Annotated in this window: 6 protein-coding genes, 3 rRNA genes and 1 riboswitch; of the genes, 2 read left to right on the top strand and 7 right to left on the bottom strand. The window is 47.2% G+C overall.

Annotation, left to right across the window (positions count from 1 at the left end):
• Positions 1-323 precede the first annotated feature (323 nt).
• Positions 324-2,258, top strand: a complete 1,935-nt coding sequence (locus tag MKY28_RS22310; protein WP_340937050.1) for an amidase family protein — start codon at positions 324-326, stop codon at positions 2,256-2,258.
• 174 nt (positions 2,259-2,432) lie between these two features.
• Here the strand turns inward: MKY28_RS22310 and MKY28_RS22315 are convergent, their stop codons facing one another.
• Positions 2,433-3,440 carry a ketoacyl-ACP synthase III gene (locus tag MKY28_RS22315; protein ID WP_340937051.1) on the bottom strand — a complete coding sequence of 336 codons (1,008 nt, stop codon included), beginning with the start codon at positions 3,438-3,440 and terminating at the stop codon, positions 2,433-2,435.
• Positions 3,441-3,740: 300 nt separating this feature from the next.
• Here MKY28_RS22315 and MKY28_RS22320 point away from each other — a divergent pair, with 300 nt between their 5' ends.
• Positions 3,741-4,295, top strand: a complete 555-nt coding sequence (locus MKY28_RS22320) for an NADPH-dependent FMN reductase (protein WP_340937052.1) — start codon at positions 3,741-3,743, stop codon at positions 4,293-4,295.
• A 181-nt stretch (positions 4,296-4,476) separates the two neighbouring features.
• On the opposite strand, the gene rrf is transcribed toward MKY28_RS22320, so the two are convergent.
• The 6 genes from rrf to guaA all read right to left on the bottom strand — a co-directional run bounded on the left by rrf (position 4,477) and on the right by guaA (position 14,314).
• A 5S ribosomal RNA gene (rrf, locus tag MKY28_RS22325) occupies positions 4,477-4,593 on the bottom strand.
• Between the two features lie 74 nt (positions 4,594-4,667).
• A 23S ribosomal RNA gene (locus MKY28_RS22330) occupies positions 4,668-7,593 on the bottom strand.
• A 313-nt stretch (positions 7,594-7,906) separates the two neighbouring features.
• Positions 7,907-9,459, bottom strand: a 16S ribosomal RNA gene (locus MKY28_RS22335).
• The 16S, 23S and 5S rRNA genes sit together here, the layout of an rRNA operon.
• 774 nt (positions 9,460-10,233) lie before the next feature.
• Positions 10,234-11,610 carry an NCS2 family permease gene (locus MKY28_RS22340; RefSeq protein ID WP_047841443.1) on the bottom strand — a complete coding sequence of 459 codons (1,377 nt, stop codon included), beginning with the start codon at positions 11,608-11,610 and terminating at the stop codon, positions 10,234-10,236.
• Between the two features lie 171 nt (positions 11,611-11,781).
• Positions 11,782-11,881: riboswitch (purine riboswitch) on the bottom strand.
• Positions 11,882-12,282: 401 nt separating this feature from the next.
• Positions 12,283-12,534 carry a hypothetical protein gene (locus MKY28_RS22345; protein WP_338707740.1) on the bottom strand — a complete coding sequence of 84 codons (252 nt, stop codon included), beginning with the start codon at positions 12,532-12,534 and terminating at the stop codon, positions 12,283-12,285.
• A gap of 241 nt (positions 12,535-12,775) precedes the next feature.
• The gene (gene guaA / locus MKY28_RS22350; protein WP_340937053.1) at positions 12,776-14,314 is read right to left on the bottom strand and encodes a glutamine-hydrolyzing GMP synthase; all 1,539 of its coding nucleotides are present in this window, start codon (positions 14,312-14,314) and stop codon (positions 12,776-12,778) included.
• Positions 14,315-14,450 lie beyond the last annotated feature (136 nt).

The raw sequence follows: 14,450 nt of genomic DNA on the forward strand, positions 1-14,450 counted from the left end.
ATCTTTTCATTATATCATTTCACACTAAAGGTATGCTCTGTCATCTCTACTTCCTAACTACTCGCCTCCTGTAACCTCATGTTTAATCAACATATCGAGTTCGTGTTATATTTCTTTACATTATAATATGTAATAGTTTTTCTGAGTACATGTAAACAGAAGCATGAATAAGTATTAACACTGTAAAGTATTGATGTATACGTTTTTTTGGATAAATATAAACCTTGTAAGATTACCTGACATAACTATACAATGTGTCAAAAGCATAGAAACAGAATCGCTGCTACACACATCAATGAGACACAGGAAGGGAGCGTGGATGCATGACTTATCATGGATCTGTATTGAAAAAAAGTGGGGCTTTGTTACTGGCAGGTGCTGTTGTTGCCACAACATGGGGAGGAACGGTACCTTCGGCATCAGCTGCAACGGCAACGCCTACGAGTAAAACAACAGTAGCAGCTGTATCCAAAGGAAAAGCGCCTGCTACTCCGGCAGCATTTGTTCAGGCTATGGAAGAAGCGGCTACACTTGCAGGTGTTCCTTTTACCATGGACAAGCTCTCCGGCACAACCGTACAACGTAAAGATGCTGCGGTCGCCTTGCAACAATGGCTCAAGCTGGATTCGACTACCGAATCATTCAAGGATGTCCCGGATGAAGCCACTTTCGCAGGTGCTGTTGGTGCATTGAATACTGCTGGGCTAATGAAAGGTTATACCGATTCCCTCTTCCTTCCAAACGCTGTACTTACCGAGAATGACCTCTCCATACTGAAAGACCGCATTTATAACTACATAAAACCGTTTGTCCTGGAGGAAGCAACCATCATGGATCTCCAGACTGCAATGACGCAAGGAAAACTGACATCAAAAGAGCTGGTTCAGAAATATCTGGACCGCATTGACAAATACGATGATCAAGGTGTAAGCATCAACGCCGTATTAACGCTGAACCCGGATGCGCTCAAAATTGCGGAGCAATTGGATGAAGAACGTGCAGCTCAAGGTGCTCGCGGGCCTCTGCATGGCGTTCCCATTCTGGTCAAAGATAACTTTGATACCAATGACATGCCGACAACCGCAGGCTGTATCTGTCTGAAAGATTCCATTCCAGCTCATGATGCTGAACAAGTGAAGAAACTCAAAGCAGCTGGCGCCATTATTTTGGGCAAAACAAACCTGCATGAATTCGCATTTGGCATCACGACATCCAGCTCATTGGGTGGACAAACGCTTAACCCATACGCCCTGGACCATTATCCAGGTGGCTCAAGCGGTGGAACAGGTGCAGCCATTGCATCTAACTTTGCCGCAGCCGGCATGGGGACTGACACTGGTGGTTCGATCCGAATCCCATCCAGCTTCAACAGCCTTGTGGGTATCCGCCCAACCATCGGACTGTCCAGCCGTGAAGGCATTATCCCATTGGCTTTGACACAGGATGTAGGTGGGCCTATGTCTCGTACGGTTAGTGACGCTGCAATCATGTTGGATGCTACAGCCGGCTATGATAAAAAGGATGTCGCTACAGCCTACGCGGTTGGCAAAATTCCATCCAGCTATACAGACTTCTTGGATGTAAACGGACTGAAAGGTGCACGCATCGGTGTGGCCACAGAACTCATCCCAAGTACCAAAGCTGAAGAAAAAGCCGTTGCTGACGTGATCAACACCGCTGTGGAAGAACTGAAGACACTGGGCGCTACCGCAGTTCCCATTTCCATCCCGAACTTGACTGAGATCAACAAATACCCAAGTCTCAGCGGATATGAATTCAAGTTCCAACTGAATGACTATCTAGACTCATTGGGTGCAAACGCTCCATATCACAGTCTGTCCGAGATCATCGCTTCCGGAGAGTTCGACAAATCTCAGGAGCAATCCCTGAAGACTCGGGATGCACGCCAAACGTTGGAGACTACCGAATACAAGGACATCGTCCTGAAACGTACCCAAGTTACACGTGAGTCCCTGCTGAAAGTTATGGCAGATAATAATCTGGATGCCATCATCTATCCTACGTCCACACAAGCCGCTGGTGTTATTGGCGAAGGACAAAACTCCGGTGGTAACAACCGTCTGAGTCCATTCTCCGGCTTCCCGGCCATCACTGTACCTGCCGGTTTCACAACTGATGGTTTGCCCGTAGGCATGGAGTTCCTGGGTCGTGCCTTTGATGAAGGTACCTTGATCAAGCTGGCTTACAGCTACGAACAAGGTACACATCACCGCCAAGCGCCTAAGCTTACGCCGTAAAATATTTACGGGATTAAGCAGTTCCGGTTAACACAAAAAATAATTGCAATCATATCACTTTTTTGAAACGAGTTAACCCACTAAAGAGACCACCTTCTTCATGACTGCATGAAGTTTGGGTGGTCTCTTTTATGTTCTCTATTTATTTTTGTATTGCATACCGTCGTATGTTACTCATTCCTGAACCTTGTCTGGCACGCTCCATTTCAGCACCAGACCTGCGTACGTCAGACCACCGCCAAAGCCAAAGAGAGCTACGTTCTGTCCTTCTTTCAATTTCCCTTCATCCACTGCAAGCTGTAAAGCAAGCGGAATGGAAGCAGCAGATGTGTTCCCCCGATACTCGACACTGGTTAAAGTACGTTCCAAAGGAACCGGACCACGTTCGCAAACAGCTTCAATCATTCTCATGTTGGCACTATGCGGGACAAACCAGTCAATCTGGTCAGGGCTTAATTCAGCTTTCGTTATAAGTTTACCCAATTGCTCTGGAATCGTCCGTACAGCCCACTTATAAATCTCTCGCCCATTCTGAACTAAACAACCTTCGCCCTGTAAAGGCACACCATTCATCTCCGAAGACAGACCACTCTTATAGAGATGTACACCGCCTTCTCCATGTGTACCTGATATGGCTGCCATAAAGTCACCCTCAGCAACCGATGATCTCTCCACCAAGAAGGCCCCCGCTCCATCACCAAACAATACACAAGTCGTGCGGTCTGTGTAATCCGTAATTTTGGATAACGTCTCTGCTCCAATAACCAGTACTTTGCGGTACATTCCACTGGTCACCAGACTGTCAGCTAGTTGTAGCCCGTAGGTAAAACCTGCGCATGCAGCATTTAAATCCAGTACACCCGTGTGTGGGATCTTAAGACTAGCCTGTACTCTGGATGCGGTACTTGGGAAAGCATATTCAGGTGTACTTGTAGCCACAAGGATCATATCCACATCTTCTACACTTACATCATAACGACGTATCATATCTTCTACAGCCTTCGTAGCCAGGTCAGATACAAATTGATCTTCAGCTGCAATTCGCCGTTCTCTCATACCAGTACGCTGTACAATCCATTCGTCACTTGTCTCGACCAATTTCTCCAGATCAGCATTCGTTAATATTCGATCCGGTACATACGTCCCCATTGCCGTGATGGTTGCCTTTGATTGATGATTCATACCGGTAGTCACCTCACTTGTTTTTTATCATTATAGCACTAAGTCTTAGTACTTGGTACTAATTTTATAAAATATTTATGATGATTCTTTCGTTAGTTGTTTATATTAAGTGATCTCTTCATCCTATTACCCAGAGTAATACAAACTATCGCATGCATTTTTGATGAAGAATTGTGGATATCTCCTGATTAACATGAAGAATGTCTTAATTATATGCGTTTTCTATAGACAGTTCATTGCAACAGGAGGAAAATAAGCAAATTGCCCTACATTACTAAAGAATAGAGTTGATCTATATCCATGAAAAAAGAATTAAATATCCTTGCCATTTCCGGAAGTCTCCGCAATCAGTCCTCCAATACGTTACTAATGCACGCCATGATTAAGCTGGCTCACACTAACCTTAAGTTTGAAGTATATGACGGATTAAATGATCTGCCGCATTTTAACCCTGACCTCGATGTCGAGGAGGGTCCAGTGTCCGTACAGAACTTGAGAGCCCAACTTAAGCATTCGGACGGTGTCCTTATCTGCACGCCAGAGTATGGAAATGGCGTTCCCGGGGTCTTAAAAAACGCACTAGATTGGGTTGTATCTTCTGGAGAATGGCTCAATAAACCCACCATTGCCATCGCTGCTTCCCCAAGCCCCATGGGAGGTGACAAAGCCCATGATTCCTTATTGCTGACACTAAACATGATCAATGCACAAGTTCTACAGGAGGGCTGTATAACCATTCCTCATATTACATTGAAAATGAACAAACAAGGCGTCATCATTGATTCAGAAACCCAGCATGCATTGCAGAACTCCCTTACAATCCTTGGGGAGGCTTGCAACCAAATGAAAGTATAGACAGATGTTGTACTTAAATCGATGATAGAGAAATGAACCATTTAAAGTTATTTAACATTCTCATAAATATTGAAATAAAAAAACAGCCTTGGTTATTTACCAGGGCTGTTAAGGTTTATACAAGTATTTAGGATTAAAATAAAAAAGACACACTCGATGTGATCAAGTGTGTCTTTAGATTGCTTGGCGGCGTCCTACTCTCCCAGGACCCTGCGGTCCAAGTACCATCGGCGCTAGAGGGCTTAACGGTCGTGTTCGGGATGGGTACGTGTGGAACCCCTCCGCCATCGCCACCAAACGCGTAGCTTACATTTCAGAGATCGTTCTCTGAAAACTAGATTCGAAACGAAACACGCGAATTACAACTTGCTATTGGATAAGCCCTCGACCGATTAGTACTGGTCAGCTCCATGCATTGCTGCACTTCCACCCCCAGCCTATCTACCTCGTCGTCTTCAAGGGGTCTTACATACTGGGAAATCTCATCTTGAGGGGGGCTTCACGCTTAGATGCTTTCAGCGTTTATCCCGTCCGTACATAGCTACCCAGCGGTGCTCCTGGCGGAACAACTGGTACACCAGCGGTACGTCCATCCCGGTCCTCTCGTACTAAGGACAGCTCCTCTCAAATTTCCTACGCCCACGACAGATAGGGACCGAACTGTCTCACGACGTTCTGAACCCAGCTCGCGTACCGCTTTAATGGGCGAACAGCCCAACCCTTGGGACCTACTTCAGCCCCAGGATGCGATGAGCCGACATCGAGGTGCCAAACCTCCCCGTCGATGTGGACTCTTGGGGGAGATAAGCCTGTTATCCCCAGGGTAGCTTTTATCCGTTGAGCGATGGCCCTTCCATGCGGTACCACCGGATCACTAAGCCCGACTTTCGTCCCTGCTCGACTTGTAGGTCTCGCAGTCAAGCTCCCTTATGCCTTTGCACTCTTCGAATGATTTCCAACCATTCTGAGGGAACCTTTGGGCGCCTCCGTTACTCTTTAGGAGGCGACCGCCCCAGTCAAACTGCCCACCTGACACTGTCCCCGCACCGGATTACGGTACCAGGTTAGAACCTAGATACGATCAGGGTGGTATCCCAACGTTGCCTCCACGCAAGCTGGCGCTCACGTTTCAAAGGCTCCCACCTATCCTGTACAGATCGTACCCAAATTCAATATCAAGCTGCAGTAAAGCTCCATGGGGTCTTTCCGTCTTGTCGCGGGTAACCTGCATCTTCACAGGTATTAAAATTTCACCGGATCTCTCGTTGAGACAGCGCCCAAGTCGTTACGCCATTCGTGCGGGTCAGAATTTACCTGACAAGGAATTTCGCTACCTTAGGACCGTTATAGTTACGGCCGCCGTTTACTGGGGCTTCGGTTCACAGCTTCGGATTGCTCCTAACCACTCCCCTTAACCTTCCAGCACCGGGCAGGCGTCAGCCCGTATACTTCGCCTTACGGCTTCGCACAGACCTGTGTTTTTGCTAAACAGTCGCTTGGGCCTTTTCACTGCGGCCCCCTCGTGCTATTCACACTACCGGGGCACCCCTTCTCCCGAAGTTACGGGGTCATTTTGCCGAGTTCCTTAACGAGAGTTCTTCCGCGCGCCTTAGAATACTCTTCTCGCCTACCTGTGTCGGTTTGCGGTACGGGCACCATCACCTGGCTAGAGGCTTTTCTTGGCAGTGTGAGATCATGACCTTCGCTACTATAATTTTCGCTCCCCATCACAGCTCAGCCTTACAATGTGCGGATTTGCCTACACATCAGCCTTACTGCTTAGACGGACATCCATCAGTCCGCGTCACTACCCTACTGCGTCCCCCCATTGCTCATAACGGCTTACGGTGGTACAGGAATTTCGACCTGTTGTCCTTCGACTACGCCTTTCGGCCTCGCCTTAGGTCCCGACTTACCCTGAGCGGACGAGCCTTCCTCAGGAACCCTTAGGCTTTCGGCGGATCAGATTCTCACTGATCTTTTCGTTACTCATACCGGCATTCTCACTTGTATAATGTCCAGCGCTCCTTACGGTACACCTTCAACCCTTATACAACGCTCCCCTACCCCTGATGCAAAGCATCAAGCCATAGCTTCGGTGGTGTGTTTAGCCCCGTTACATTTTCGGCGCAGAGTCACTCGACCAGTGAGCTATTACGCACTCTTTCAATGATGGCTGCTTCTAAGCCAACATCCTGGTTGTCTGTGCAACTCCACATCCTTTCCCACTTAACACACACTTGGGGACCTTAGCTGATGGTCTGGGCTGTTTCCCTTTTGACAATGGATCTTAGCACTCACTGTCTGACTCCCGGAAGTAAGTCTATGGCATTCGGAGTTTGACTGAGCTTGGTAACCCTTGCGGGCCCCGCACCCAATCAGTGCTCTACCTCCACGACTCTGTTTTCCGAGGCTAGCCCTAAAGCTATTTCGGGGAGAACCAGCTATCTCCGAGTTCGATTGGAATTTCTCCGCTACCCCCACCTCATCCCCGCATTTTTCAACATGCGTGGGTTCGGGCCTCCAGTGCGTGTTACCGCACCTTCACCCTGGACAGGGGTAGATCACCCGGTTTCGGGTCTACGTCCACGTACTCATTCGCCCTATTCAGACTCGCTTTCGCTGCGGCTCCGGCTCTTCACCTTAACCTTGCACGGGAACGTAACTCGCCGGTTCATTCTACAAAAGGCACGCCATCACCCCTAAAACGGGCTCTGACTTTTTGTAAGCACACGGTTTCAGGTTCTATTTCACTCCCCTTCCGGGGTGCTTTTCACCTTTCCCTCACGGTACTGCTTCACTATCGGTCGCTAGGAAGTATTTAGCCTTGGCAGATGGTCCTGCCGGATTCATACGGGGTTTCACGTGCCCCGCACTACTCGGGATCCGTCTCGGAGGGAACAGACTTTCAACTACAGGGCTTTTACCTTCTTTGGCGGGCCTTTCCAGACCTCTTCGCTTAACCGGTTCCTTTGTAACTCCATGTGAGACGTCCCACAACCCCAAAGAGCAAGCTCTCTGGTTTGGGCTTCTCCGCGTTCGCTCGCCGCTACTGACGGAATCACTATTGTTTTCTCTTCCTCAGGGTACTTAGATGTTTCAGTTCCCCTGGTATGCCTCACACTAACCTATGTATTCAGTTAGGTGTAACTGGAAATTACCCCAGCTGGGTTTCCCCATTCGGACACCCCCGGATCAAAGCTTGCTTACAGCTCCCCGAGGCAGTTTCGTTGTTCGCCACGTCCTTCATCGGCTCCTAGCGCCTAGGCATCCTCCGTGTGCTCTTAGTAGCTTAACCATTTTGTTCCGGTTTCGGTCGCTCGCTTCCCTTGGTTTGGACTGCGTCCAAATCCAAAAGTCGCTCTCACCCGATACCCTCACAAAAGCAATTTGACTACCGTTTTTATTGAAACTTGTTTAACACAAGTTCAGCTAAAAAGGAATGTTCTAATTCGCGTTTGTTTCGTTTCGATATCTAGTTTTCAAAGAACAAGCTCCATGCAAAAGCAAGCTGTTTGAGAGTTTGAGCTCTCAAAACCGAACAACGAGTGAGTGTTTTGCAGCTAAGCTGCGTATTTGAATGTTTCCACTCGGGAAACGATTCTCCATAGAAAGGAGGTGATCCAGCCGCACCTTCCGATACGGCTACCTTGTTACGACTTCACCCCAATCATCTATCCCACCTTCGGCGGCTGGCTCCTTGCGGTTACCCCACCGACTTCGGGTGTTATAAACTCTCGTGGTGTGACGGGCGGTGTGTACAAGACCCGGGAACGTATTCACCGCGGCATGCTGATCCGCGATTACTAGCAATTCCGACTTCATGCAGGCGAGTTGCAGCCTGCAATCCGAACTGAGACCGGCTTTGTTGGGATTGGCTCCATCTCGCGATTTCGCAGCCCGTTGTACCGGCCATTGTAGTACGTGTGTAGCCCAGGTCATAAGGGGCATGATGATTTGACGTCATCCCCACCTTCCTCCGGTTTGTCACCGGCAGTCTATCTAGAGTGCCCACCCGAAGTGCTGGCAACTAAATATAAGGGTTGCGCTCGTTGCGGGACTTAACCCAACATCTCACGACACGAGCTGACGACAACCATGCACCACCTGTCTCCTCTGTCCCGAAGGAAAGATACATCTCTGTACCGATCAGAGGGATGTCAAGACCTGGTAAGGTTCTTCGCGTTGCTTCGAATTAAACCACATACTCCACTGCTTGTGCGGGTCCCCGTCAATTCCTTTGAGTTTCAGTCTTGCGACCGTACTCCCCAGGCGGAGTGCTTAATGTGTTAACTTCGGCACCAAGGGTATCGAAACCCCTAACACCTAGCACTCATCGTTTACGGCGTGGACTACCAGGGTATCTAATCCTGTTTGCTCCCCACGCTTTCGCGCCTCAGCGTCAGTTACAGCCCAGAGAGTCGCCTTCGCCACTGGTGTTCCTCCACATATCTACGCATTTCACCGCTACACGTGGAATTCCACTCTCCTCTTCTGCACTCAAGTCACCCAGTTTCCAGTGCGATCCGGGGTTGAGCCCCGGGATTAAACACCAGACTTAAATGACCGCCTGCGCGCGCTTTACGCCCAATAATTCCGGACAACGCTTGCCCCCTACGTATTACCGCGGCTGCTGGCACGTAGTTAGCCGGGGCTTTCTTCTCAGGTACCGTCACCTTGAGAGCAGTTACTCTCCCAAGCGTTCTTCCCTGGCAACAGAGCTTTACGATCCGAAAACCTTCATCACTCACGCGGCATTGCTCCGTCAGGCTTTCGCCCATTGCGGAAGATTCCCTACTGCTGCCTCCCGTAGGAGTCTGGGCCGTGTCTCAGTCCCAGTGTGGCCGATCACCCTCTCAGGTCGGCTACGCATCGTCGCCTTGGTGAGCCGTTACCTCACCAACTAGCTAATGCGCCGCAGGCCCATCCCCAAGTGACAGATTGCTCCGTCTTTCCAGTTTTCTTCAGGCGAAGAAAACAATTATTCGGTATTAGCTACCGTTTCCGGTAGTTGTCCCAAACTTGAGGGCAGGTTGCCTACGTGTTACTCACCCGTCCGCCGCTAACTATCCGAGAAGCAAGCTTCTCTTCAAGTCCGCTCGACTTGCATGTATTAGGCATGCCGCCAGCGTTCGTCCTGAGCCAGGATCAAACTCTCCAATAAAGTATTGAAAAGAGCGATAAGCTCATTTTGAATCTGACGAGATTAAAAATCTCATTTGTGCTCCAGTCGATTCAAGCCAAGGCTTGTCTCAAACTTTCGCGTTCATTCTGCAAGCAGAATGTTCACTCACTCGTTGTTCAGTTTTCAAAGATCAAACTTGTTTTCGTTACCGAATGTTGTTCTCTTCAGCAACTCTTATATAATATCATGTCCGAACCAACTTTGCAAGCTCTTTTTTTAAGTTTCTTTCGAAGCTTATTTCATTCGCTTGCCGCACCGTGTATCTCGTGTTTTTTTGGCCGGAAATAGAATATACCATGTACAGTTATGGAACGCAAGTCTTTTTTTAATAAACATTAAATTCTTATACAATGAGTACCCTGTAGACCTTTTAACAAGTATCTCCTTATAGCCGGCTAATTGATACATCTGCGCACTAACTTTAATGATCGGAGTAATTAACTAACATACGCAAAAAGGTTTTTCATATGATTCCTAATCCAATTATAGAGAAATCAAGTTGTATACAGTACAGACTCATCGCGTTATAGAACCTATTAACCGATGATTTCATCGGTTAAACAACCAACAGATCATAAATCATTATACTCATTCCTTCTATATAGAAGGAAAACATTTTTGAGATTCATTTTACTCAAGAAAAGAATACAAAAAAAAAGCGAAAGCTCCGGGTTTAAATCCCCTGGCTTCCGCTTCTTTCATATATAAGGTAAACAACTTATCTCCGTATTCTTCATTAAACCTAATGTACGCTTACTCCCCGCCAATAAATACGTATCGGCAAACTACAATGAGCGCCAAGATCCACATAAGCCAGTGAATTTTCACTTTACGCTCTGTAACCAAGTTACTGAACACCGCCAGAATCACATAAGATACGATACCTGCGGAGATCCCGTTTGCGATTCCACCTGTGAAAGGCATCAATACAATGGTAAGGAATGCAGGGAAAGCTTGCAGGAAATCATCCCACTCAATGCTGCGCACTTGACTCATCATAAGTACACCCACGATGATCAATGCCGGAGCCGTCGCAGCGGATGGAACAACCAGCGCAAGCGGTGCGATAAACAGGGCCAAAATGAACAACAAACCTGTCGTTACCGAAGTCAGTCCTGTACGTCCACCTGCCTCAACACCTGAAGCACTTTCAACGTATGCCGTAATGGTACTTGTACCCAGTGCAGCACCTGCGCTGACACCAACTGCATCGACGAGCATCGCTTTACCGATCGTTTTCTCGCCTTTTTTCTTATCCTTCATAATCCCCATACGTGTTGCAGTACCTACCATCGTACCAAACGTGTCGAACAATTCAACGAAGGTAAAGATGAAGATGATCTCGAACAATCCGAGACTGATGGCACCTTTCAAATCCAGCTGTCCAACCGCCAGATCACTGAAGTTAGGCAACCAGCTTGCGCCTGAAAGACCACTCAGATTCGTAACTCCCATCGGAATACCAATCAGCGTTGTTGCTACGATCCCGATCAGCAGAGCACCTTTGACGCGCATAACCATCAGAATAGCAATAAGGAGCAAACCAATCAGGGCCAGCAACGCATCGTGATGTGTTACAAAGTTGCCCAATGACAAGTTAAAACTGCTACCCGGAATCGGCTGACTCAGATCTGCGTCTGGTGCAACATTAACTGTTACAGCCACGAGATTAGCAAGTTTGAAACCAATAATGGTAATAAAGAGACCGATACCAACCGTAATGGCCATTTTGATTGACTGCGGAACTGCAACAAGCAGCATTTGACGAATCTTCGTCACGGTCAAAATAATGAACACGATACCGGAAAGGAATACCGCTCCGAGAGCTGCTTGCCAAGTAATCGCTCCATTCGAACTTAGAACGACAGTCATGAAGTACGCATTCAGCCCCATACCTGGTGCAAGTGCGATCGGAATATTCACGAACAATCCCATAATAATAGTCATTAATCCGGCGCCGACGGCTGTTGCAAAGAATACTGCATTATCCGACATCCCCGCACCGGCTTGTCCCAAGAACAACGTATTTACAAAAAGAATGTAAGCCATTGTCATAAACGTAGTGAGACCCGCAACAATCTCCGTTCTAACGTTTGTTCCGTTTTCTTTTAATTTAAAGAAACGATCCATAATTACTAACTCCCCCTTAGAGATGTTGAAGCCATATTGAAAAACGACAAATGACCCTGATGAAGATTCTTCACCCAGGGTTCAGCTGACAAGGAGTGGCATGATGCCTTTACTAAGAACAAAAAAAATTCTAATGTGCGTGATGTCCCCGCAATCATGTAGAATTCATGTGCTTAGCCTTCTCCTCTTCGTAGCCAGATCATTAGGGTGATCTCGTAGAGACTCCCGGGCCAATCCCCAGGATTATACGAATAAGTATGCGCTATTTGTTTGTTTCCCATCACTATTTTAGGAGGGCAGTATGTTTTTGTCAATGAGAAAAACGAATATTAATATCACGCTTTTAGAATATCGTTCGTATTATTTAACAGATTGAACCAGTTCAGCGGTTTACAACCCAATTGAATACGCTTTTTTCGGTGTAATCTCAATGGGATATGTCCATTCTTTCAGACTGAAAGTTCCGCAGGATAACATAAAAAGCTAGCCTGATCAAAGAGCAGAAGCGCTCTAATCAGGCTAGCTTATATTTCTGATGCGTTTTAGCAATCAGGTGAATGATGATCTAGGAATAACGATATCTCGTATTCCGAAGACTTATACTCATTAGGTATATGGAGCAACTTGCGACATGTTCCGGAGCATTTTTTTGCCGGATCAGTCCTATGTTAATTATATCTCTGTCTGCGGAGTATTCTGTATATCTTGTTGTTCCTGATTTGTGTTTGTTGTTGAGTCAGAGGATAACTCCTGGTTACTGGACTGGTCGGAAGAAGCATCCGCTGCCTCTAAATTCACAAATGGAAAGTCCCCCGAACCGGAGGCCAGATCTTGCATACCTGAACCGCATCCTGCCAGCATCACCATCAGAAACGCACTTCCAATGCCCATCTTCCATTTGCTCATATAGTCGGTTTTACGCATACATTCAATTCTCCTTTCAGTAGCCATATAGCTCTTAGTATGTACTTATTGTACAGGCCCGACCTGAAAGGATCATGAAGTGAACTTTAAAATGGAATTAATTTTGAGAGTATATTATTTGTAAAAGTACCCCAATGAAAATTTGATCACAATATTCTTATTAATAAAAAAACGCCCTTTTATTTGCGAAATACCGCAGATAAAAGAGCATTTTTAAAATCTATCGTTAAGAGTCTATACCCTATTCCCACTCGATCGTTGCAGGTGGTTTGGAAGTTACGTCATAGACGATACGGTTTACGTTATCAACTTCGTTAACGATCCGTACGGAGATTTTCTCCAGCACATCCCAAGGGATACGTGCCCAGTCAGCTGTCATACCGTCGATGGACGTTACAGCACGGATACCTACAGTGTAGGAATACGTACGCACATCACCCATAACGCCGACACTCTTCATGTTCGGCAGGGCTGTGAAGTACTGCCAGATTTCGCGGTCGAGACCGGCTTTGGCAATCTCTTCACGCAGGATGTAGTCTGAATCACGAACGATGGTAAGTTTCTCTTCGGTAACCTCACCAAGAACACGGATCGCAAGACCCGGACCAGGGAACGGCTGACGGTGTACAATTTCGTCCGGCAAGCCACACTCAGTACCGACTTTACGTACTTCATCCTTGAACAACGTGCTCAGTGGCTCGATCAGTTTGAAGTTCATGTCCTCAGGCAGACCGCCCACGTTGTGGTGGGATTTGATGGTCTGTGCAGTCGCTGTACCACTTTCTACGATGTCCGTATACAGTGTACCTTGCGCCAGGAATGCAAAATCATCGAACTGCTTGGACTCTTCATCAAATACGTAAATAAACTCGTTACCGATGATTTTACGTTTTTGTTCTGGATCATCCACGCCAGCCAGCTTGGACATAAAGCGCTCCTGAGCATCAATTTTGACAACTTTCATGTCGAATTTGCCGACAAACGTCTCCATTACACTTTCTGCTTCGCCTTTACGCAACAGACCGTGGTCGATAAACATACATGTCAGTTGATCACCAATGGCTTTGTGAAGCAATGCAGCTACAACGGAAGAATCTACACCGCCGCTAAGCGCACACAGTACTTTACTGTCGCCAACTTTTTCACGAATGTCTTTGATCGTGTCATCGATGAATGTCTCCATCGTCCAGTTGCCTTCGCAACCACAAACTTCGAACAGGAAGTTACGAATCATGTCGTTACCGCGAACAGAGTGACGTACTTCCGGATGGAACTGAACAGCATACAATTTACGTTCATCGTCACTCATGGCAGCGATTGGCGCACTTTCCGTGCCTGCATCCAGTTTGAAACCTGGAGGAAGTGTAACCACGTGGTCACCGTGACTCATCCATACGGTATGTTCGCCTTCAATGCCTTTTGCCAGTGTAGATCCAGCGGCAAACTCAAGGTCTGCTTTACCGTACTCTCGCTTCTCGGAACGTTCTACTTTACCTTCGAGCTGCTGGGCCATAAGCTGCATCCCGTAGCAGATACCGAAGATCGGCAAGCCCAGGTCATAGACAGCCGGGTCCACGTGTGGAGCATTCTCAGCGTATACGCTGGACGGACCACCTGAAAATACGATCCCTTTTGGTGCTATTTCTGCGATCTTTTCCGCCGGTGTATTATACGGCAAAAGCTCGCTGTATACGCCAAGATCCCGGATTCTTCTGGCGATTAACTGATTGTATTGACCCCCGAAGTCAAGGACAACTACAATTTCATTCTGTTTATTCATAACCGTGCCTCCCTCAATTCAATGAAACTAATTATACGCAACGACAAAACATACCGTCAAGGAAAGGCGAAACTCCTTTTTTCGACATATCAAAACAGGATTACCAAATGCCTCTAAATATGAAATTTCGAACAGA

Source organism: Paenibacillus sp. FSL R5-0473 (assembly GCF_038004565.1).
GTDB classification, from domain to species: domain Bacteria; phylum Bacillota; class Bacilli; order Paenibacillales; family Paenibacillaceae; genus Paenibacillus; species Paenibacillus amylolyticus.

Bases quoted from the DNA above. Each gene is read 5' to 3' on its own strand.
- MKY28_RS22320 (WP_340937052.1), top strand. From the start codon at position 3,741: ATGAAAAAAGAATTAAATATCCTTGCCATTTCCGGAAGTCTCCGCAAT.
- guaA (WP_340937053.1), bottom strand. From the start codon at position 14,314: ATGAATAAACAGAATGAAATTGTAGTTGTCCTTGACTTCGGGGGTCAA.
- MKY28_RS22315 (WP_340937051.1), bottom strand. From the start codon at position 3,440: ATGAATCATCAATCAAAGGCAACCATCACGGCAATGGGGACGTATGTA.
- MKY28_RS22345 (WP_338707740.1), bottom strand. From the start codon at position 12,534: ATGCGTAAAACCGACTATATGAGCAAATGGAAGATGGGCATTGGAAGT.
- MKY28_RS22340 (WP_047841443.1), bottom strand. From the start codon at position 11,610: ATGGATCGTTTCTTTAAATTAAAAGAAAACGGAACAAACGTTAGAACG.
- MKY28_RS22310 (WP_340937050.1), top strand. From the start codon at position 324: ATGACTTATCATGGATCTGTATTGAAAAAAAGTGGGGCTTTGTTACTG.